The organism is Paenibacillus sp. ClWae2A (assembly GCF_032452295.1).
Taxonomy (GTDB): domain Bacteria; phylum Bacillota; class Bacilli; order Paenibacillales; family Paenibacillaceae; genus Paenibacillus.
This window is the reverse complement of sequence record NZ_JAULSQ010000006.1, coordinates 247,051-268,557: the sequence shown is the minus strand read 5'-3', so window position 1 is coordinate 268,557 and position 21,507 is coordinate 247,051. Positions and strand designations below refer to the sequence as shown.

The following is a 21,507-nucleotide window of genomic DNA, read 5'->3' as shown; positions in this document are numbered from 1 at the left end:
GACGGGTCAGATGGATTCACCCCATTATCGTAAAACAATTTTCAACAATTCATGAAGGCCCATCTCAAAATAGATGTCACTCCATAAGGATAGCCAGATTACCAAACTGCTCGCCTTTTTCCATACGTTCGAATGCTTTTTCTACGTCTTGCAACGGATATACGCTATCGATTACAGGATGTATGTCGTGTTGCTCCACCCATTGCAGCATCTGGACAAACTCCTCACGGCTGCCCATAGAGGTGCCAATCAGACAGATCTGCGGGAAGAAGATAGAGCGAATTGGTAGGGTCAGATCATCCCCCGAGCTTGCACCATACATCACGATACGTCCACCTGGTCTGATTATATCAAAATATTTGGGGAACATGGCTTGTCCGATGCTATCCAAGATCATGTCCACAGGTTCAAGATTGTTCTTCAAACGCCAATCGGCATGACTATCCAATGCATGGGTAGCACCCAAGCGCAGTGCCTCATTTCTTTTGGCTTCACTTCTGGAGGTGACGGTCACCTTGGCACCAGCCGCTACTGCTATGAGCAGGGCATAGGTCGCTACACCACCGCCAATGCCGGGAATAAGGACATGTTCACCTTTCTTCAATACGCCGCGAGTAAATAAGGCGCGATAGGCTGTCAGCGCGGAAAGGGACAGCACGCCTGCTTCCTCCCAGGATAGATGGACTGGTTTAGGCAGGGCATTTTCAGCAGGCAACGTTATATATTGCGCGAGCGTTCCATCCGTAGGGCCACCAACAATATCGGGCACGATGGGCACGTTATTCGAAAATTCCCAACCGAGCGTAGGATGGATAATGACTTCATCACCTATCGCGAACCCTCTTACCCCTTCGCCAATCGCTACGATAATACCTGCTCCATCGGAACCGAGAATGAGCGGGGTGTCCTGGGTTCCGCGTCCTGACATGATGAATAGATCCCGATGATTGATTCCAGCGGATTTTAATTGAATCTGCACTTCCCCGGCTTGTGGTGACCGAGAGATTGACTCTGTATATTGAAGACCTGCAAGGCCGCTCTGGCCCGAATGGACAATAGCTTTCATGTTCAATATTCCTCCTGTGTGTATAGCCAGATTTCACTACTGAGCCTCATTGTACAGATAGGGCAGATTCACGTAAAATGAACAAAAATGATTGTCAGTATCATTGAAAATAATAGATACGCACTTTGCATGAAGCGGATGATGCAGAATGCCGATATAACGACGAGCAGGTGATCAGGATATGGATGCAGGTGATTTGAAAATATTTCAGGCGGTTGCCCGCGAAGGTAGTATCAGTAAAGCTGCACTAGCACTCAATTATGTGCAGTCCAATGTAACCACACGAATTAAGCAGTTGGAGACTCAACTGCAAGTACCGCTATTTCATCGTTCCAATCGGGGGATGTCTCTTACACCAGCGGGCGAGAACCTGCTTGGGTATGCGGATAGAATATTGGAATTATTATATGAAGCAGAGCAGGCCACGCAAGTGGGTAACCCACCAGCTGGCATGCTTCGTCTGGGTGCCATAGAGACAGCGGCTTCTACTTTTCTGACACCGCTCTTGGCTGAATACACTTCATGCTACCCGGAAGTACAGCATTCGCTTGTCACGGGTGGGACCCATGAACTGAACCAGAAGGTGATTCAACATGAATTGCATGGCGCGTTAATATATGGCCCAATCGATCATCCTGAGCTGAACTATATGAAGATGTATGACGAGGAATTGGTGTTGATCGCTGAACCTGGAGCGCATGAGATGTACACGTTATTATCAAGACCGATGTTGTTTTTTGAGATCGGATGCACTCATCGCAATCAGGCGGAATCCTTTTTGAAAGATCAGGGTATCCACACGCTTAACATCATGGAATATGGAACACTGGACACGATTCTGAATGGTGTATCTGCCGGGCTCGGTGTATCATTGCTACCACGTTCTTCGGTTACCAAAGCAGAAATAAGAGGTGAGATCGCGGTGATGTCTTTGACTGATCCTTATTGCCGGTTGGAAGTAGGATTTGTGTATTCCCGTGGTGAACATATATCAAGTGCGCTAAGTGCTCTGGTACAGATCATTACAGAACCAGAACTATAGAGGTTGTTGAAAAAGTAAGCTTTTGAACACGCATTATAAAGGAGTGAATGACTTTGGAGGATACTACGTTAACATTGGCTGATGCATTTAATCAGACAGATTTTATTGTAGGCGGTCATGGCAGTCGCCAAGTGAAGGTGCTTCAGAACGTACTGGAGCAGATCGATGGGGAGTTGTTTAGTGACCACTACGGCAACGGCCCCCTCATTGAAGAATTTCAGCAACAGATGGCGGACGTTCTTGGCAAGGAATCGGCGGTATTTTTTCCAAGTGGAACAATGGCGCAGCAGATTGCATTACGGATCTGGTGTGACCGCAAAGGAGTAAAGCGAGTTGCTTACCACCCTCTGTGTCATTTGGAAATCCATGAGGAAGATGGACTAAAAGAGTTACATCAGATTGAATCGATTTTACTGGCGGACAAGGATTGTTTGATTCGTTTGCAAGATGTACAAGCGCTTGATCAGGACATTGCCTGCCTGCTGTTGGAACTGCCACAACGCGAGATTGGCGGGCAATTGCCAGCATATGAAGAACTGGAAGCGATCTCGGCCTATTGCCATGAACGCGGGATTAAGCTGCATCTGGACGGGGCACGCCTGTTTGAGATCACTCCTTATTACCAGAAAACGCCTGCGGAGATTTGCAGTTTGTTTGATACGGTGTATGTGTCCTTTTATAAAGGTATTGGAGGTATTGCGGGGGCCATATTGGCCGGAGACACGGATGTGATGCAAGAGTCGAAAGTATGGAAACGGCGGCACGGCGGAGATCTGATTGGCCTGTATCCGTATATTCTGAGTTCCCAATATTATTTCAATGAACGGATTGGCAAAATGGAGCGTTATTACAAGCAGGCTCAAGAACTCGCCTCTCTACTGAATGCGTGTCACGGGATACACACATTGCCCGAGGTACCGGTATCGAATATGTTCCATGTACACTTTGCGCTCGCTGCTGCCGAAGTTGAACCGATTCTTGTGCAAATGGCTCAGCAGTATGGCATAGGAATGACTTCATATCTGAACAAAACGAGTGGGAACAGCTGTGCCTTTGAATTGTCTACGGGTGATCGTTATGAGAAAATTCCCCAGGACAAGCTGCGTGCAGCACTGGAATGGCTGGATCAAGAGTTGCGTAAACAGGTGAGCTAACAAGATGATTTTAATGATCGACTCTCTTGTTTGGTAGAGCATTTTGCTATAATGCCCAAGACAACAATGCATGGACTTGTAGCAAAAACAGGCATACTGAAAGGTATGGTAAGGTGTTGCGCTTCAAGCAGGAATATTTAATTCGCAACGGTTGATCAGTCGAGAAAGGTACCTTAAAGGGGGAGACCAAGTGAAGTCAATAGAATTGGAACCGATTCGTGATCTTTTGGTGAAGGCCTACGATACAACAATGGGAGAAGGGTGTACTCCTGAAACGCAACAGAGCATTGAGGAGTTTGAGCAAAAGCATAATGTGAGACTGCCCGGAGCGTATCGTGCACTTTTACTTGAATTCGGTGCATGTAACTTCGGCGACCCTGCCTTGTATTCGGTGAAAGAACTGAGTTGGGCTTATCCCGAGTTTCTGGACGTATACCGTGAATATGAGAAAGAATACGAAATGCCAGCTGACCTCCAGCCTTTCCCGATTGGTGGATTTGGTGAAGGCAGTATGGCTATACTGGATCAAAGTTCAGGCAAGGTGCTGATGTTGATTCACGATGCGGGAGAAGTGCCCCTTCAGGAGATTGCTGTAGACTTTAACGAACTAATGACAATGCTGGCTGAGTCGGCAATCTGGGTTCAGGAACAAATGAATTAACAAGGTAGACGGAAGGATGCGCAATCGGCTTATGGATATCCGAAAGTTAAGATACTTTATCACCGTGGCAGAAGAACTTCATTTCCACCGTGCAGCGGAAAAATTAAATATGACGCAACCACCGCTGAGCCAGCAGATTCAGAATCTGGAGGAAGAGCTTGGCGTGAAGCTGTTGGAGCGCACCAGAAAAATGGTTCGTCTCACCCCGGCAGGTGCCGTATTTCTGGAACAGGCCAGACTGATCATGGCCCAACTTGAACGATCCATTCAGCTTACGCAAAAGGCAGATCAGGGCATCATCGGGCATATAACCATAGCCTTTGTGGATTCGGCTTCGGGGAGCATTATGGTGGATGTCCTTAGGAAATTTCGCGCTGCGTATCCGCAGATTGAATTGACGCTGCGCGAGATGACTTCGTCCCAACAATTACAGGCACTGGAAGACGGACAGATCCATATTGGATTTTTGAGATACCAGGAAGATACTCGTCATGTCTCGTTCCGCCCCTGCCAGATGGAAACGTTGATTGCCGTGTTGCCAGATCATCACCGGATGGCTTCTCAGACTCAAGTTTCAATTCGAGAACTGGCGGATGAAGATTTTATTTTATTCCCAAGGCATCTCGGCTCTCCATTTCATCGTCTCGTTCTCGATTATTGCAGGGAGCATGGCGTAGACCCTCGAATTACGCAGGAAGCGATCCAGATGTATACGATTGTGAATCTCGTTGCGGCGGGCATGGGCATTTCTATTGTTCCCTCTTCGGTGGATGTGTTCCAGCGAAAGGGTGTGGTCTTTCTTCCATTACAAGAAAATCCGCCCTCCGTACCGTTGTTCACGGCATGGCGGACGGATATGAATCAGGAAGTGATATCCCGCTTTATGAACTTTGTTGATGGGGAACATGAGTTGCGCTAAAGGTTATTTACACTTACACTGCGATGACAGAACAACCTTCCAATCGCTGTTATCCCCAGATTTTTTTCGATTCCTTTTCTCAAGGGGAAAATCTGGTGATAAAGGCGAAGTGTATGCTTCCGAAGTAGCTTTCTTACAGAAAGCTTGTAGCTCCGCTTTTTCAGTTTTTTCTGTCCTCTCCGTTATCGTGTAAATTATTAGTTCAACTTATTATGTGTGAGTAGTAAAAAAAAACTATCCCGTCTTGGTTGGATCACGCTCTATCCATGGATTCAATATTTCGTCGATGCGAGTCATGATCTCAGAGTCCAGTTTCACACCGGAGGCTTTTACATTTTCCAATACCTGCTCTGGCCGGGATGCACCGATAATCACGGAACTAACATACGAATGTTGTAGAACCCACGCCACAGCGAGTTGGGGGAGAGTTAGACCAATCTCTTTAGCGAGTGGAACAAGTTGTTGCACAGCGGTAAGAACATCTTCACGTAACCACTGACCAGCCAGTTTATTGAAAAAGGGTGCTCCTGCCTCAGCAGCTGCACGTGATCCGGTGGGTAATGCTTCGTTAGGCGCATATTTGCCTGATAGTATACCCTGAGCCAGAGGAGACCATGTAATCTGTCCAAGTCCTGCTTGGTCGCTTGCAGGTACTACTTCTTGCTCAATCACACGCCATAACATTGAATATTGGGGCTGACTTGCAATAAAGGGTACATGAAGTTCCCTCGCCAAAGCGGCTCCTTGTGCAATCTGATCCGCGTTCCATTCACTTACGCCAATGTAGTGGACTTTGCCCTGACGCACCAGATCGGAGAATGCCAGAAACGTCTCTTCCAGCGGAGTATTATAGTCATAACGGTGAGCATAATAGACATCGATATAATCAGTCTGTAGCCGCCTTAATGAACCATTGCAGGCTTCCATAATGTGTTTACGTGAAAGTCCGCGGTCATTATGACCTGAACCAGTAGGGTGACAGACTTTGGTGCACAGTTCAATGCTCTCTCTTCGTATATCTTTGAGAGCCTGTCCCAAAACGGTTTCTGCCTTGGTATTCGAGTACACGTCTGCCGTATCAAATGTGGTGATACCTGCATCTAAAGCGGCTTGTACACATGCTTCTGCTATTCCATCATTCACTTGCGCTCCATGCGTAATCCAGTTGCCCAGTGAAATCTCACTAACGGTTAATCCACTGTTTCCTAATTTGCGATATTCCATTCATGTCGCCTCCCTAAGTCATCTGGACTCCATTGTAACAATGGGAGATTAATAGGTGAAATATCTTTTAACCTCATCTTTGATACGAAAAAAGTATCAGTGAATCTACATTTTCTCCTGGATGTATTTGCGATAGAGTGCTGGTGTAATCTCCTCGAACTTTTTGAATATTTTGATAAAATATCCCGATTCATTAAATCCCAACTCATCACTGATCTGTGAGACAGGCATGTCGGTGACCTCCAGCAATTGCTTGGCCCATTTAATCTTGAGTTTTGCCAGGTAGGTTGTGAAGTTCTCACCCGTTTCCTTGGCAAACAGTCTGCTGAAATAACTCGGACTTAGGTGGCACAGATCGGCCATTTGTTTGAGCGAAACCTGCTCACTCTTGTGACTGTGAATGTATTCAAAAGCAGGCTGAAGCACCGGGCTGGAGCTTTCCGTGTCACTTGGGCTGTTCTTCAGATAAGCATCCGCTATCGCATTGGTCATCTCTTTTTTGATCGACTCGATATTACGAATGGAGTAACCCGGCAGAATGGTGGAGAGGTTTAGAGTCTCTTGATTGCCTGAAGCTTTCTCGAACATTTCCACTAACAGATTTTTGTTGAGCGCTTCTTCTACAATATAGTTGCAGAGCAGGGATAACATGTTGGAGATTTTCACAATCTCTTCATAGGTCATCACAGGCAGCTGGGCGTAATCGTCCTTTAATTCCTCCAGTTTGGCTGCATGCATGGGTACGTTTTTGGACGTGACAATTTGCTCCAAGTCGCTACCCTTTTCCGGATCGGCGAGTTTCACTTGTCCTGCCATGACAGCTCCGATATATTTGCCATCAATCGTGATAGGAATCGCGATATCTATAATATTGAAATGGCATAAATACACATAAGGTTCATTCAACCGAACCGCTTCCAGACCACCGCGCGAATCACATTTTTGGCAGTAGGGGAGAAGCTCCGGGTCTTTACGCACATTCTGACAGAAGGCCTGACAGCTGCTGTGACTGGTTACGGGAATGCCTTTATAATCCACGGTGAGGATCGCCAGCTTGGTTACTGTTGCGAGAGAATCTTGTAGGCGCTTCCATTTATTAAGGTCGAGAATTTTATTGATATGTAGATATTCTTTAATCATTGGTGCATCCTCCATATCTAACCTAATTCATAATTTAGGACGTTAAAAGTTAGCAAGTTGTACATATTAAGATGTAATGATGACGGGTAATGTATAATGGGAGGTCAAAATTCAACCATCTCATGACAATAACATACCATGATTGTGCCAAAAAGCAAAAAATTACGATTGTAAATTATAATAATTTGTTATCAAAGTCCACTGTAAACCTGCTGCTCATGCGTTATATTAAGGTCAATTGTAAGAAATTAAAATTTGATGTAATCACTACACCAATTCATATCCTTAGGAGGCATATATTATTATGAGAAAAGCATTTATCAGCCCAACCAAATATGTACAAGGCGAAGACGAATTGTTGAACCTGGGGTACTTTGTTAAATCCTTCGGAGAATCTGCCTTGTTGATCGCACATCCGGATGATGTACAGCGTGTCAAAGCAAAGCTGGATGCAACAGCTGAGAAATTCAATATTACGTTTGTTGAAAGCGGTTTTAAAGGGGAATGTTCCCGTGAGGAAGTTGCTCGTCTGCAAGCGATCGCGAAGGAAAAAGGATGTGACTCTACCATCGGTCTTGGTGGTGGTAAAGCCATTGATGCGGCTAAATGTGTAGCTGAAGGCGAAGCACTGATCATCTGCCCAACGATTGCGGCAACAGACGCACCGACAAGTCACTCCGCTGTATTGTACACACCGGATGGTTCTTTTGATGACTATGCTTACTTCAAACAAAGCCCAAGTGTGGTTCTCGTTGATACAACGGTAATTGCCAACGCACCAACACGTTTCCTCGTATCCGGTATGGGAGATGCGCTCTCTACATACTTCGAAGCAAGAGCAACAGCGAAATCCTATTCCCGTGTAAATGCAAGTCTGCCAATGGGTTCCCGCGAAGGATATACACCATCTGCAGTAGGTACCAATGCGGCACTTGCACTGGCAAAACTGTGTTATGAAATGCTGCTGACTGACGGTGCAAAAGCAAAAGTAGCGAGTGACAGCAACGTTGTGACACAAGCGCTGGAAAACATCGTTGAGACCAACATTCTGTTGTCTGGTCTTGGATTCGAAAGTGGCGGTCTGGCCGCAGCACATGCAATTCACAACGGTTTGACTGTTCTGGAAGGCACACATCATTTCTTCCACGGTGAAAAAGTATCCTTCGGTACAATCGCACAGCTCGTACTTGAAAATGCACCAACCGAAGAGCTGCATGAAGTCATGGACTTCTGTCTCGAAGTGGGACTGCCGATCAGCTTGGCGGATATCGGTGTAGACACGATTAGTCAGGAAGAGTTGTTGAAAGTTGCCGAGATCGCTTGTATTCCGGAAGAATCCATTCATGCCATGCCTTTCCCAATCACCGTTCCCGAAGTGGCTGCTGCCATTGCAGCGGCTGACCGAATGGGTCGTGAGTACAAAGCAGCTCGCCGGGAGGCCAAATAATGAAGAAAATTATTAACCAAGCTGAACATGTAGTTATGGAAATGTGTAACGGGATTGCGCTCGCATACCCGGAGCTTGAATTTTTGAAAAAATATAAAGTCATCAAACGCAGAGAGATTCAGGCCGATAAAGTCAGCCTGATCAGTGGCGGCGGCAGCGGACATGAACCGGCTCACGCAGGTTATGTCGGTAAAGGGATGCTGGATGCAGCGGTATGTGGAGATGTATTCGCATCTCCTTCCCAAATCCAGGTGTATCAAGCGATTAAGGCAACAGCCAGCAACAAGGGTACACTTCTGATCATCAAAAACTACAGCGGCGACATGATGAACTTCAAGAATGCAGCGCATCTGGCTGAAGAAGATGGCATCGACGTACAATATGTACGCGTTGAGGATGATATCGCTGTGCAAGACAGCTTGTACACGGTAGGACGTCGCGGCGTTGCCGGAACTGTACTGGTTCACAAGATCGCCGGAGCAGCAGCCGAAGAAGGCCGCAGTCTGGCTGATGTGAAATCCGTTGCTGAGAAAGCAGCTCAGAACGTGCGCAGTATTGGTTTTGGATTCACATCCTGTACGGTGCCCGCCAAAGGCACGCCTACATTCGAAATTGCTGAAGATGAGATGGAATTCGGCGTAGGGATTCATGGTGAGCCAGGAATTCGCCGGGAGAAAATCGTATCGGCTGATGAATTGGCAGGACGTATGGTCGAAGCATTGCTCGCAGACATGAAGCTGGATAAGGATGCATCCGCTGAGATTGCGGTGCTCGTGAATGGTTTTGGTGCAACGCCACTGCAAGAACTGTACCTGCTTAACAATTCCGTTCAGCGTGAGCTTGCAGGACATGCAGGACTGAAGGTCGCTACTACGTTTGTAGGCAACTATATGACAAGTATCGATATGGCTGGTGCATCGGTTACGATCCTGAAACTGGATGATGAACTAAAAACGCTGTTGTTCAAGGAAAGTGATACACCTGCATTCAAAGTATCCGGTCCTCCGGTAGCACAAGTGGCGTATTCCGAAGCGTTGGAAGCTGTTGTAGGTGAAGACGCTCCCGTATCTTACGAAGTGGAGACGGATGCATCTGCTGCGGTAATTCAAGGCAACCAATTCTCACTGGACAATGTCGTCTATCTGATTGATAAAATGGGTGAGATCATCATCAAGAACGAAGTACCGTTCTGTGAACTGGATTCCCATGCCGGTGATGGCGATTTCGGTATGAGTGTAGCAAAAGGCTTCCGCCAGTTGAAACGCGAATGGAATCACATTATTAACGAAGATAAAAAAGACATCGGATCGTTCCTGGATGCATGTTCCTTGGTCATTATGGAATATTGTGGCGGCGCATCCGGCCCGATCTGGGGTTCGGCATTCCGTGCGGCTGGCAAAGCTGTAGGGGATAAACAGCAATTAAACGTTGCTGAATTCGCCGAGATGATCCATGCAGCCGTTCAAGGGATTCAGTCTACAGGAGAACGTTCCTTCGGACGTGGTGCCGTTGTAGGTGATAAAACCTTGATCGATGCACTCGTTCCGTGTGCCGATTCCTGGACACAAAGTGCGGAGTCTGGCGATGACTTCAAAACCGCATTTGCCAAAGGTGCAGCAGCAGCCGTTGAAGGTGCGAAGAAAACCGAAGACATCGTGGCACGTATGGGACGTGCAGGCGCCGTCGGCGATCGTAGTTTGGGCTACCCTGATGCTGGTGCGTATGCGCTGGGTGTTATTTTCACGGAGCTATCCGAGTCGATGAAGTAAGTTTGGTCACGGGTTTGCCCAGCGTCATTCATTAGACAGGTATAGAGATTGAGTCAGCAAACGTTAAGCTACTATGCAGCAAGTGACACAGGTAATGGCGCCGGACGTCCGGCGCCGTTATGTGTGCCTTTTTTAGGCCATGCTAAGTCAATTTTTACATGTTATCATTTACATCTAATTTGAATAACTCTTTGGATGTATCTGCAATGCGCTATTATTCATTCATTTATCTAGTATTTTATATTTATTAAGGGGACCTTTATGAGAACAGTCACATCATTCTTAAAAAAACCGCAGGGGTTGTTGGTTTTATCACTCGTTTTGGTCATTTTCGGCAGCTTGTTTGCTGGAATGTTCAACTCTTCCTTTTATTCCGTTAAGGTCAAAGAGATCAAATTCCAAGCCGATCACGGCACGCTGTCGGGTCTGCTCTACATGCCTAAAGGTGCAGGTGTGAATGATAAACGTCCGGTCATTATTACAACCCATGGATATCTGAATACGAAAGAAATGCAGGATGCACCTGCTATTGAGATGTCCCGACGCGGCTATATTGTGCTTGCACTGGACATGTATGACCACGGGGATTCCCGCTGGAGTGCAGATATTCCGGTAAAGGATCTGTTCGGAACGTTCTGGATATACTCGCAGTTTGATGCAGCCAAATATATTTATGAGCAGGACTTCACCAAGAAAGATGAGAAAGGCAATGCCTACGTGGCAGTCAGCGGTCACTCCATGGGTGGGTTCTCAACGCTGTTGTCAATGTACATGGACGAGATGAGTTCCCTTCAAACAGGATACCGTATGATCTACACAGGCATCTCAGCAGGTGCGGATTACTCTTACGCTGCGGCGGTTGCGCCACAGGATCAGCTTCAAGCAGCATTTGGCAGTCGGACGGTGGGCATGGTCGCGGGGAAATATGACGAGTTTTTCTTCAACAAATCGGACGAAGAGAAAACAGCCGCAGAGAAAGAAGTACAAGGTACGGTGACTCGCAAGGATTTTGCAGCAACGGCTTCGGGTAAAGCCTTCCTTGGCCTTGCACCTGATGCGCCAAGAGGCACGACCGATACATTTACCAAAGTACCATCCGGCGATCTGACCGTAGACGGAAAAGTGGTACGTCCTTCCCAAACGGGTGAGCATATTCTGTTTACTCCTAATCAAACTCACCCATGGAACCATTTCTCGCGTACAACAACCGGGCATCTGATCGACTTCTATGCACATGCATTCAATGGTGTGACGTCGCCTAATCAGACCAATGTGAATCTGGATTCGGGCAATCAGATCTGGTGGGCGAAGGAAGCCTTTAATTTTGTAGCTCTGATCGGGTTCTTCTTGATGATCGTTCCGTTGATTACGTTGCTGCTCAGACTTCCGTTCTTGCGTAACGCGGCAACAGGAGAGATTGCAACAGTATCCGCAGCGGTAAATGGTAAACAAAAAACAATGTATTGGCTCGCTATTGCATTCAGCACATTGATCCCAGCAATCTTGTTCCCTACCTTGATGGATAAAGAGGCGAATGGATTGAATGTGCTTCGCATCATCGCTATGATTGTACTTGCCGTGAGTGTGCTTGGAGCCATTATTGGGTTTGTGATGGCTGGAAGCAAGAAAAACGACTATACATCAAGCCGCCGGATGAAAAATATTGCGGTAGGCAGCGTACTTCTGGCTATCGTATCTCTGGTGATGTGGATCATCTTCAACTATGCAGCCAAAGTTGTGGTTACAAGTTCTTACTTTAATGAACCGACAACGAACCAGATTGTTTACTGGGCGCTGGTGTCGGCGTTAATTATGATTCTGGTGACCTTTGCATTCCACTATTTCTCTAAAAAGGATGCAGGAACCCGTTTCAGCGATTATGGTATCAGCTTGAATCCTGTTACGATCATTGCCAGCTTGGTGACCGCGGTGCTCGCGGTAGTCATCGGATACGCATTGCTGTTTGTAGTGCAGGCGATCTTCGGAACAGATTTCCGGATATGGACGTTCGCGGTCCGAACGTTCGAGAGTGAACACTTCATTACCGCCTTGCGGTATACACCGTTCTTCCTGATTTATTACTTTGTCAGTGCAGTTGCTCTGAATGCCAACACACGCGGCAAACGTGGCGGAACGTTCCTGGCGATTGTACTGAATGTTGGCGGGTTGGTGCTGTGGTTGCTGGTGCAATACGGCAAAGACTTTATGACAGGTGTGGCGTTGTATCCAGGTCAGGCATTGAATGGCATTTTGCTCTTTGCACTGGTGCCTTGTCTCATCATCGCTGCCGTGTATGCACGCAAATTGTTTGAAAAAACGAATAACGTATGGCTCGCCGCATTTGTGAACACATTATTGTTCACCATGGTTACGGTGGCGAATACCGCACTGTTCTGGAATTTGGTTTAATGTAAAAAGACATGGAACCCGTGAAGTAGATTACACTTGACCACTCCGATTGCAGACCATACTTGATTTAGACACTCAGGAACTACACAGACAGAAAACCTTTCGATCTCTCTTATCCCCGGATTTTGATGATTTTCCCCCTGAAGGGAGAAATCCGGTGATAAAGGAGCACGCTTCGCTTCTTCAGGTCCTTTCTGTCTGCTTCGCTCTTGTGTCTATAATAAGTAGTATGACTGCAATCTCCGTTCCGGTGTAATCATAGGTCAAACCATATCCAACGTTACATTAAACGTGGATATAAGTAAGGGGACCGCTCTGTAGCTTGGCTTACAGAGCGGTCTTTTTGATATGCAGGAGCGATTTCTTGCGCCTAAAAATTGGATTAGCGGTTCCAGATAGTGTAATCTGGAGGTTAGATACGAATCGGTAAAAAACCATTTGAACGAGAAGGGAATGGGATGATTCAATGACGCAAAAAATCTATTATGACTCTGCTTATACAAGAGAGTGGCATACAACAATTACAGGCAAAGTGGACAAGGAAGATGGTGTATATGTCACGCTGGCGGAGACTGCTTTTTACCCGCATGGGGGCGGACAGCCTTGTGATCTGGGACAAATTGGAGGCATCGCTGTTCTGGATGTGAACATCGAAGACGGAGCAGTGTGGCATAAGCTGGAACGCGCCCCTGAACAGAACGAGGTACATTGTGAGCTGGATTGGGAGCGAAGATTCGATCATATGCAGCAGCATACGGGTCAGCATTTGTTATCGGCAATCACGCTAAAGCTGACAGAAGCGATGACGCTCAGTTTCCATCTCGGTACAGAGTATGACACGATTGATGTGGCTGCGCCTGAACTGGGAGCGGATCAATTAACCGCCATTGAACAAGAAGTGAATCGTCAGATCTATCGTAACGCTCGCATCAACACTTCCTGGGTTACAGCAGAAGAGGTTGCACAATTGCCACTGGTGAAGCAACCTACGGTAACGGAAGACATTCGCATCGTCGAGATCGAGGGTGTGGAGTATAACGCCTGCGGCGGAACGCACGTGTCGGCGACAGGCGAGATCGGTATCATCAAACTGTTGAAAACCGAAAAAGTGAAGGGCGGCACCCGCATATATTTCAAATGTGGAACAAGGGCGCTGAATGAATTCACATCCACACAAAATGTGCTCAATAGCATCATGGTTAAATTAAAGACCAGTAAGGACGAGTTACTGGAGCGCATTGAGAAAATGGAGCTGGAGCAAAAACAGCTGCAAACCGAGCTGAATGCAGTGAAAACAACGAACGATGCCTATTATGCGGAGGAACTTCTGGCCGCCCGGCAGGGGCTGGTGATTGCTCAGGTCTTTGAAGACAAATCACTCAAGGATATGCAGAGCCTGGCCGCCAAGCTGACGGCAGACCATGAAGGACTTGTACTCTTTGCCAGTATCTCTGAGGCCAAAGTTGTTCTGGCACAGAACGGACAGCCGCCTGAATGGGCTTGTGGACCTTTCTTCAAAGGCAATCTTGGAGCCTACCATGGCAAAGGTGGTGGCAGTGAAAAAATGGCTCAGGCAGGCTTTGCCAGCAGTGAGGATGCGCTTGCCTTTTACGAATTCACCAAGGATCAGCTGGGACATCACTGATTCGCATTTTCCTTTATGAGACACGCAGGTATTGAAATATGAGTAAGGGACAAGCACGTCACATTGTGGCGTGTTTTCCATTGCCGATAGTTGAAGGAGGTTGGAACATGACAGAACGAATTCCGTGTATACGGGAAGGGTGTGCTAATACTATTTTGCCAGCAACGGTCGCCAGAACAGGTGGGTATTGCATGCCTTGCAAGCAGGAGATGGAACGCGAGGAGCGCCAGAGATACATTGAAGCGAATCGACGTGACGTGAACTTGTATGCAGGTATCACAGACCCGGTCGAAATTTTGAAAATCATGCATGAACCTCAGGTTCGCGATCCACTAATTCGTTATGTACCCTATGAACAATCCGAGGAACAGGTATATCTATCCTTGTCTGTAGAGCAACAAGATCAGATGAAGCATTACGCGATGCAACGGATTCGTACAGGTGATGAAGATACGGGCAAAGACATTCTTGTATATCTGGTCTGCTACCATGATATATCGTTGACCACCGAAGTTCCTGAGTTGCTGGAACAGGGGATCTATTATCCTGCCATTTTGTATAAAAGTGCCTCGGTAGCCGTGCGAGATCGTCTCTTTCAGCAGGTGAACACCGATGATGTGAATCGGAACCACATATTGCTCATGCTGGCCTATATCGGAGATGATGTTGTTGTACAGCAGTTCAGGCATTGGAGAAAGTCTCCGCCATCTTGGGCGAGCGAATTGTACGTGGCACCTGAGTATTACACCACTGAAGCTGGTTGGGAGCTTACAAAAGACGGGCAGCGCAGAGAATTGTTCACCACCCCAAGTTATTCACTGTATAAAGTAAAAGAGAATGAAGGACCTAACGTGGAGTTAACCGGAAATTCACTCTCCATGTTGAACCCTAGTAACAATTGCTGTCCATGGTGTGGCAATGCGTTAACCACCTTAATTAATCTGGATGTTAAACATCCCGCTTTGAAGGAGGTGTCTTGGCATGCCGAGCGACTTCAGATACAGACTTGCGTGATATGCAGCAGTTACGGTGTGGTTTACATGGAGTTGGACGCAGCGGGGGAACCGTTATGGAGTTCACATAATGTCATGCCTGTGGGAGCAGATGAGATTGATCCGGACGACTATGGTAAACTTGCACCGGATGCGGGCCGGCAGTTTCGGATTGCGAATGCATCGCGTCATGCATTCCATGCCAGTGAGTGGGCGATGGAGCCATCGTTATCTCAGGTCGGCGGCCATCCGGGTTGGGTTCAAGATGCTGAGTACCCAACATGTCCACGCTGTTCCACGAGAATGAAGGCTGTTGCACAACTGGACTGGGGCAAGGTTGAGAAATATGGTGAAGGTATGTATTACATGTTCATATGTGAGCCGTGTCAGATGACCGCCGTATCATATCAGCAATCTTGATGGTTGAAGCTATATTTATAAGCCATTTATAATATTAAAGGACCGTTTAGGTTGTTATAACAGTAGTAAGCAGACTATAACAAAGGGGGCATCCCGAAGTTCTTGGAACTTCATGGGATGCCCCCTTTGCTTGCCCTGCGCAGGATGGAAGGGAGATATCTGCTACAGTCATCAGGTTATGTTATTTAGTCACCAGAGAGAAAATGGGTTTTTTTGAAGCAAATCAGAGGGTTGGTCTGTAATAAGACTGCCGAGATTCGTTAGAATTTCATATGCTTGTAAAACTGCGACATAAGGTCTGTCCGATTCGTTAGCGCTTGGCCCAAACCTAAACCTAAAACCCTATACACACCACCCGAACATTACGGCCCACATATTACCACCTGAGTTACTAATGCTTCGTATGGGCCTCTTCACTACATCCGTCGTCTACAAGTCCGCAGATGCCTGCTTTAACAAACCAGCCAACCATTCATAGTCCGGCGTATCTTTTTCCTTGAGTTTGATCGTTTTGCGTTCTTCCGGGCCTTCAAATATCCCATCGGGGAGATCAAGTCCGGTTGCATGGAAGATGGTGAAAGACACGGCCTGTTTGGATGGCGAGATGACCGCAGCATACTTTCCGTTTTTCAAAAAATGAGGTTTCTTGTATTGCACGCGTTCTTCTACATCAGGGATGGTATCATGCACTAACTCGCGCAATTGTTCAGAGACTTGTATTTGCCAGGGGATCTGAATCTGTTCAATAAACGCAGTAACTTCTGCATTCTTGGTCATACTTGTTCACCCTCCGTATGGATCTGATTGTGTGTTTCCCATTCTGGTCTTAGGATTCCCATCATTAAACGGTCGTAACGCTTACCATCACGAAATACAGCTGAGCGTGCCCGACCTTCCAACTGAAAACCAACCTTCTCATAGGAACGGATTGCTTTGGCATTGTAGGCGATGACATCAAGGCCAACCCGGTCCAGATTCATCTCATGAAACGCATATCGTAAAATAAGATTCAACGCTTCCGTGCCATATCCCTTGTTGCGATGTTTGGCAAGTCCGATGCCAATGGCAAGCTGTCCGCAGCGGTTGTTCCATTCAATGCTATGAATGACGACAAAACCAATCAGCGTATCCTCTTCATGCGTGCGCAGTCTGAAGTAAACTTCCTTGTTCTTCGTTTCGCCCTCATCTTCCAACTGTTTCTCTGAATAGGGAATGGCCAGATCAGTATCCACATTCCGAAGGTACTCCGGGTCTTCGTTCCATTGCAGCATGGTCTGCACGTCTTCAGCACGTGGTGGTGTCATCTTTAATCGTTTGCTATAAAACAGGTTGTCCGTAGTTAGTGTCATAGGGGTCTCCTTTAAAATAGGTTAAGCTTGCTTCACCTTAGTTTCACGTTTAACTCTATGTATATTTCGCAATAGACCTCGCCCCTTTGGTATCTGATAGCCTCATCATACTGGAAATTACAGGTGAATCACAATAGCGTATTTTAGTGGATAGAAGTAACCTCTTGTCATAAAACCTAACACGGTAGTAAGATGAAATGATTGATATACATTCAGTGATAAAACCAATAAAAATGTCGGCGGGAGTGGTACGTTATGGAGATCAAAGTGGATGATTTGAGTGGAGTACAAGTTAAGGCTTTAATTGCAGAGCACCTGCAAGGGATGGCAGCAGATTCGCCTCCAGAGAGTATTCATGCGTTGAATCTGGATGGACTCAAGAAGCCCGAAATCACTTTCTGGTGTGCTTGGGAAGGGGACGACTTGCTCGGCTGCGGGGCTATCAAAGAACTTGATCCAGAGCATGCAGAGTTGAAGTCGATGCGTACCGCTTCGGCTCATCTGAGAAAAGGCGTAGCGAGAAAAATTTTGGCTCATATTATGGACGTTGCAGTAGAACGTGGTTATAAGCGAATCAGTCTGGAGACGGGTTCAATGGATTCGTTTATCCCGGCACGGAAGTTGTACGAAGACTTCGGATTTGAATATTGCGAACCATTCGCGGATTATACATTGGACCCGAACAGCACGTTTATGACCAAAACAATCTAAAGTGATCTACATGAGAAACCAGAATTCTGTTTTTTTACAGGATGCTGGTTTTTTTATTTTGCAACATATCGTACATTTTAAGAGTTGGAAAACGAGTAGAATAAACTCAATAATACAGCATTAAAAGCAACGTGGTCTTGTGACGAAGAGGAGGGAGTTGTCCATGATATACTGGTGGTTTGATCATATGAATCCGCTGTTTGCTGTCTTGGTGTTATGTCCCATCATTGCTGTGGTGCTTGGAGTATGCAGTTTTTTTGCCAAATGGTTTAGACTCTGGGTAGCGCTGATTATTTCTTTTATGCTGCCTTTGTTGTATATCGCGAGTGATCTTTCAACATGGGGGAGTAACATAGGCGCTTGGTTCATCTATGGGGCAGGGTACATTTTGCTAACCTGGATTGCACACAGATTGCTTCGTGCCATTGTGGGGTATAAAACATAGGTTATGTCCATATATGTTTGGGATGAATTGGCCATAAGGAACTTCTGGGCTGATTGATGGACAATAGGGTATACTGGACATTATGTCTATGAAACAAGACAGCATTACAGACGTTTTTTACATCAGGAGGACTTGAATTGGCTCAGACAGAAGGAACACTACAGAAGAAGCTTAAACCAAGACACATCAGTTTTATGGCTATGGGTGGTGTCATTGGAACAGGAATTTTCAAAGGCAGCGCAGAGACGATTGGACTCGCAGGTCCGGGAGTTATTGTCACGTACATTTTTGCGGGATTATTGCTGCTGGTTGTTATGGCCGCAATGGCGGAGATGGCTACGGTGTACAAGAACAAAAATATGAAAGACTTCGTGCAGGAGGCATTTGGTAGCCGAGTATCCTTTGTTATGGGATGGATGTACTGCTTTCTATGGTTATCGGTGTGTGTCATTGAGGTGATTGCTGCCGGGAGTTTTTTGCAGTATTGGTTCACGGAAGTACCGCTGTGGATGCTGAGTCTGGCTTGTGCGGCGTTCATTATACTGGTTAATCTGTTAAGTGTAGGTGTGTTCGGGGAATTTGAGTTTTGGCTGGCCGGGATCAAAATTGCCATGATCATTATTTTTATCATCCTGGGTGCAGGGTTGATCTTTGGCATTATCCCAAGTGATAACACGCCATATCTACAAAATTACACGCAAGCAGGCGGGTTCTTCCCGAACGGATGGTCTTCGATCTTCTCGGCACTGCTTGTGGTCATGTTCTCTTATGGGGGATCGGAGCTGATTGGTCTGACCCTGACCGAGACGGAAAATGCAGAAAAGGTTATGCCTAAGATTGTGGGCAATTTCATGCTCAGAATTATTCTGTTCTTCACCTTGCCGATTCTCATCATCTGTGGACTCATCCCCTGGAATGAAATCGGGCCGGAGAGCAGTCCGTTTGTACAGGTACTCGCCTCCACGGGACTGCCGGGAGCGGCACACATTATGAACTTTATTTTGGTGACGGCGGTTCTGTCTGCTGCGAATTCTGGGATCTATGGTGCATCCCGGATGATGCACTCCATGGCAGTGGGCGGGGAAGCTCCGAAGGCATTGTCAAAGACAAATCGCAGCGGTAGCCCGGTAAATACCTTGCTGGTGTGCGCGGCTGTATTGCTCGGAGGTTCCATGCTTGGCCTGTTCGCGCAGGATCAACTGTTCCGTGTATTGCTCGCAGTTCCGGGGTTTGTCGTAATCCTTGTGTGGATCTGTATTGCCTCATCACAGTTGAAACTGCGAAAGAGATATCCGGTTCAACCGACCTTCAAAGTTTGGGGATTCCCTTACATAACCGGAGTCGTGGTACTATGTCTCAGTGTGATTGCGGTGATGTTTGTGTTTGATGAAGGTAATCGGTTCAGCATTAGCATCTGTCTTGCCGTGCTCGTGTTGCTGATTATCTGGTCTCTGATTCGATTTAGGAAGACGAATAAACAAACAGTTTAATATGAATGGGTAGTATGCAAATTTAGAACAACATGACATCTCGGCGCTTGCGCCGGGGTGTTTTTTTTATTTAGTAAGGTAATGGTTTTATTTTGGAACTAGAACCTCTGTTTTTGTTATATCTGGGACAAATTAGGGGTAATACGAACTAGATAAATAAACCGACAGTCTCTACGAAATGATCTGTGTTCACTTTATAATAAAAGCCCATCTGTACATATAAAACTTATAGCATTCTAAACAACAAATGTTCGGATAACAACGAAATATATTTAGAACGAGGTCTCACATGACAACAATAAAAGTAACTCCTGAACAGTTGATATCTGTTTCGAAACAATTTGCAGCAGCTCAGAATCAGGTTTTTCAGATGAACCACATCTTGAAACAGCAGTTATTCGAAATCGAAAGACAGTGGGATGGTAGTACGAAGGAAAGGTTTTATGTTGATTTTATAGTTGCGCAGCGGGTGATGGATGACTTTGTCTCACTATCTTTATCCATTGCCAAAGATCTTGAAGGGCATGCGGAGAAATTCAGACTTGCTGATCAGCAAGCTGTACAATTCTATGATGCGAGTTGCGTACCACCACCGCCGGATGAATGCAGGGCACCAGTAGCCGATACCCGTAATGCTTTTCAGAAGTCTGCTGACAGTTTAGTCGAATTGGGTCAAGCCTTTATGCAATCTGCGGATGATCGATATCAAAAGCGTTATGATAGTGTAGGTGGTTTTCTGGATTATTGGACATTTGGTATTCCAAGCGGTCTTGTTCAGGGGTATGTAGACAGGGCAGATAAAGCATTCAACTCCCCCAATGATGCTGCCAACTGGCTCACGTTTGGTATCCATGGAACGATACGGGAAGCAACCTTTCCGACCAATGCCTGGTCCAGTGAACACTGGGCGAATATGATTGGGTTGGGAGGTCTAATGGTTGGAGGGGGTTATGCTTCCACGATGATCAAGCCGCATAATCTTCTGACTTCGTCGGGAGGCGGCGCGAAGATTAATTCATTCAATCGTCCGCCTGGTACAGGGCAGTTAACAGGTGGTTTTAATGGACTTCAAGATCAACGCCTTCGAGTTCTGGATAACATTGCTGAAAGTAAAAAGGCGAGAGAATCCTCTAAGTTTTCCGAGTATCTGGAGAAGGAAAAAGAGGTGGGGACACGCATAGATAATAGTAAAGATATGTTCAGAAAAGGTATAGATGATCCATTAAAAGAAGTTCTTGGCCCTGGAAGGGAATCTCACCCCGAGAAATGGAAAGAAATTATTGATAACTTGGAATCAAACGGTGTCGAAGTGATTCATAGAGGCGAGGATATGGCGTATTCTCCAAAAAGAGGTGGACCTGGGCAGTTAATTATAAATGAGGATGCTTCAATAGGGGCACTTTTACACGAATACACACATTATCTAGACGATATGAACAAAGGTTTTCCGGGAATGAGTTATCATTTTCAGACTATGAATCGTGTTAAAATGGAATTAAATGCATACATGAGAGAAATAAAAATAGCTGATGAATTAGGTCGAAATGATATTGCAAATGCTCTGTTTGAAAATTATGTAAGAGAAAGGCAGACTCTTACGAGTCATTTGAAATAAAATTTAATG

18 protein-coding genes are annotated in these 21,507 nt (G+C 46.2%); 13 read left to right on the top strand and 5 right to left on the bottom strand.

What is annotated here, in order from left to right:
- Positions 1–76: 76 nt before the first annotated feature.
- Complete coding sequence (locus tag QVE09_RS19525) at positions 77–1,066, bottom strand: quinone oxidoreductase family protein (protein ID WP_315938119.1); 990 nt, start codon at positions 1,064–1,066, stop codon at positions 77–79.
- A gap of 181 nt (positions 1,067–1,247) precedes the next feature.
- On the opposite strand from QVE09_RS19525, the gene QVE09_RS19520 reads away from it, so the two are divergent.
- The 4 genes from QVE09_RS19520 to QVE09_RS19505 all read left to right on the top strand — a co-directional run bounded on the left by QVE09_RS19520 (position 1,248) and on the right by QVE09_RS19505 (position 4,842).
- Positions 1,248–2,108, top strand: a complete 861-nt coding sequence (locus tag QVE09_RS19520) for a LysR family transcriptional regulator (RefSeq protein ID WP_315938118.1) — start codon at positions 1,248–1,250, stop codon at positions 2,106–2,108.
- 53 nt (positions 2,109–2,161) lie between these two features.
- Entirely contained in the window at positions 2,162–3,262 is a 1,101-nt protein-coding gene (locus QVE09_RS19515; RefSeq protein WP_315938117.1) for a threonine aldolase family protein, read from the top strand.
- 190 nt (positions 3,263–3,452) lie between these two features.
- Entirely contained in the window at positions 3,453–3,923 is a 471-nt protein-coding gene (locus QVE09_RS19510) for an SMI1/KNR4 family protein (RefSeq protein WP_315938116.1), read from the top strand.
- A gap of 31 nt (positions 3,924–3,954) precedes the next feature.
- Positions 3,955–4,842 (top strand): LysR substrate-binding domain-containing protein, encoded by an 888-nt coding sequence (locus tag QVE09_RS19505; protein ID WP_397387069.1) that lies wholly within the window; start codon positions 3,955–3,957, stop codon positions 4,840–4,842.
- A 234-nt stretch (positions 4,843–5,076) separates the two neighbouring features.
- Here the strand turns inward: QVE09_RS19505 and QVE09_RS19500 are convergent, their stop codons facing one another.
- The gene (locus QVE09_RS19500; RefSeq protein WP_315938114.1) at positions 5,077–6,066 is read right to left on the bottom strand and encodes an aldo/keto reductase family protein; all 990 of its coding nucleotides are present in this window, start codon (positions 6,064–6,066) and stop codon (positions 5,077–5,079) included.
- A gap of 105 nt (positions 6,067–6,171) precedes the next feature.
- Positions 6,172–7,206 (bottom strand): PocR ligand-binding domain-containing protein, encoded by a 1,035-nt coding sequence (locus QVE09_RS19495; RefSeq protein ID WP_315938113.1) that lies wholly within the window; start codon positions 7,204–7,206, stop codon positions 6,172–6,174.
- A 304-nt stretch (positions 7,207–7,510) separates the two neighbouring features.
- Here QVE09_RS19495 and QVE09_RS19490 point away from each other — a divergent pair, with 304 nt between their 5' ends.
- The 5 genes from QVE09_RS19490 to QVE09_RS19470 all read left to right on the top strand — a co-directional run bounded on the left by QVE09_RS19490 (position 7,511) and on the right by QVE09_RS19470 (position 15,888).
- Positions 7,511–8,653, top strand: coding sequence for a glycerol dehydrogenase (locus tag QVE09_RS19490; RefSeq protein WP_076333049.1), 1,143 nt, complete (start codon positions 7,511–7,513; stop codon positions 8,651–8,653).
- Positions 8,653–10,422, top strand: coding sequence for a dihydroxyacetone kinase subunit DhaK (gene dhaK, locus QVE09_RS19485; RefSeq protein WP_315938112.1), 1,770 nt, complete (start codon positions 8,653–8,655; stop codon positions 10,420–10,422). The genes QVE09_RS19490 and dhaK overlap by 1 nt, the downstream gene beginning before the upstream one ends.
- Before the next feature lie 261 nt (positions 10,423–10,683).
- Entirely contained in the window at positions 10,684–12,831 is a 2,148-nt protein-coding gene (locus tag QVE09_RS19480) for a hypothetical protein (RefSeq protein ID WP_315938111.1), read from the top strand.
- A 466-nt stretch (positions 12,832–13,297) separates the two neighbouring features.
- Complete coding sequence (locus QVE09_RS19475; protein ID WP_315938110.1) at positions 13,298–14,476, top strand: alanyl-tRNA editing protein; 1,179 nt, start codon at positions 13,298–13,300, stop codon at positions 14,474–14,476.
- A gap of 107 nt (positions 14,477–14,583) precedes the next feature.
- Positions 14,584–15,888, top strand: a complete 1,305-nt coding sequence (locus QVE09_RS19470) for a DUF1963 domain-containing protein (protein ID WP_315938109.1) — start codon at positions 14,584–14,586, stop codon at positions 15,886–15,888.
- A 429-nt stretch (positions 15,889–16,317) separates the two neighbouring features.
- Here QVE09_RS19470 and QVE09_RS19465 read toward each other — a convergent pair whose 3' ends face one another.
- Together QVE09_RS19465 and QVE09_RS19460 are read right to left on the bottom strand one after the other, a co-directional pair.
- Complete coding sequence (locus tag QVE09_RS19465; RefSeq protein ID WP_133386491.1) at positions 16,318–16,665, bottom strand: DUF1801 domain-containing protein; 348 nt, start codon at positions 16,663–16,665, stop codon at positions 16,318–16,320.
- Positions 16,662–17,237, bottom strand: coding sequence for a GNAT family N-acetyltransferase (locus QVE09_RS19460; protein WP_036672630.1), 576 nt, complete (start codon positions 17,235–17,237; stop codon positions 16,662–16,664). Before QVE09_RS19460 ends, QVE09_RS19465 begins: the two co-directional genes overlap by 4 nt.
- A 255-nt stretch (positions 17,238–17,492) precedes the next feature.
- Between QVE09_RS19460 and QVE09_RS19455 the strand changes: the two genes are divergently transcribed.
- From QVE09_RS19455 to QVE09_RS19440, 4 genes are all read left to right on the top strand, one after another.
- Positions 17,493–17,948: a GNAT family N-acetyltransferase gene (locus QVE09_RS19455; RefSeq protein ID WP_315938108.1), complete on the top strand. Its 456-nt coding sequence runs from the start codon at positions 17,493–17,495 to the stop codon at positions 17,946–17,948.
- A 163-nt stretch (positions 17,949–18,111) separates the two neighbouring features.
- Positions 18,112–18,393, top strand: coding sequence for a hypothetical protein (locus QVE09_RS19450; RefSeq protein ID WP_315938107.1), 282 nt, complete (start codon positions 18,112–18,114; stop codon positions 18,391–18,393).
- A gap of 137 nt (positions 18,394–18,530) precedes the next feature.
- On the top strand, positions 18,531–19,883 hold the full coding sequence (locus tag QVE09_RS19445; protein ID WP_315938106.1) for an amino acid permease: 1,353 nt from the start codon (positions 18,531–18,533) through the stop codon (positions 19,881–19,883).
- Positions 19,884–20,172: 289 nt separating this feature from the next.
- Positions 20,173–21,498 (top strand): WXG100 family type VII secretion target, encoded by a 1,326-nt coding sequence (locus QVE09_RS19440; RefSeq protein ID WP_315938105.1) that lies wholly within the window; start codon positions 20,173–20,175, stop codon positions 21,496–21,498.
- The last annotated feature ends 9 nt before the right edge of the window (positions 21,499–21,507 follow it).

Bases quoted from the DNA above. Each gene is read 5' to 3' on its own strand.
- QVE09_RS19525 (WP_315938119.1), bottom strand. From the start codon at position 1,066: ATGAAAGCTATTGTCCATTCGGGCCAGAGCGGCCTTGCAGGTCTTCAA.
- QVE09_RS19520 (WP_315938118.1), top strand. From the start codon at position 1,248: ATGGATGCAGGTGATTTGAAAATATTTCAGGCGGTTGCCCGCGAAGGT.
- QVE09_RS19505 (WP_397387069.1), top strand. From the start codon at position 3,955: ATGGATATCCGAAAGTTAAGATACTTTATCACCGTGGCAGAAGAACTT.
- QVE09_RS19500 (WP_315938114.1), bottom strand. From the start codon at position 6,066: ATGGAATATCGCAAATTAGGAAACAGTGGATTAACCGTTAGTGAGATT.
- QVE09_RS19495 (WP_315938113.1), bottom strand. From the start codon at position 7,206: ATGATTAAAGAATATCTACATATCAATAAAATTCTCGACCTTAATAAA.
- QVE09_RS19490 (WP_076333049.1), top strand. From the start codon at position 7,511: ATGAGAAAAGCATTTATCAGCCCAACCAAATATGTACAAGGCGAAGAC.
- dhaK (WP_315938112.1), top strand. From the start codon at position 8,653: ATGAAGAAAATTATTAACCAAGCTGAACATGTAGTTATGGAAATGTGT.
- QVE09_RS19480 (WP_315938111.1), top strand. From the start codon at position 10,684: ATGAGAACAGTCACATCATTCTTAAAAAAACCGCAGGGGTTGTTGGTT.
- QVE09_RS19475 (WP_315938110.1), top strand. From the start codon at position 13,298: ATGACGCAAAAAATCTATTATGACTCTGCTTATACAAGAGAGTGGCAT.
- QVE09_RS19470 (WP_315938109.1), top strand. From the start codon at position 14,584: ATGACAGAACGAATTCCGTGTATACGGGAAGGGTGTGCTAATACTATT.
- QVE09_RS19465 (WP_133386491.1), bottom strand. From the start codon at position 16,665: ATGACCAAGAATGCAGAAGTTACTGCGTTTATTGAACAGATTCAGATC.
- QVE09_RS19460 (WP_036672630.1), bottom strand. From the start codon at position 17,237: ATGACACTAACTACGGACAACCTGTTTTATAGCAAACGATTAAAGATG.
- QVE09_RS19455 (WP_315938108.1), top strand. From the start codon at position 17,493: ATGGAGATCAAAGTGGATGATTTGAGTGGAGTACAAGTTAAGGCTTTA.
- QVE09_RS19450 (WP_315938107.1), top strand. From the start codon at position 18,112: ATGATATACTGGTGGTTTGATCATATGAATCCGCTGTTTGCTGTCTTG.
- QVE09_RS19440 (WP_315938105.1), top strand. From the start codon at position 20,173: ATGACAACAATAAAAGTAACTCCTGAACAGTTGATATCTGTTTCGAAA.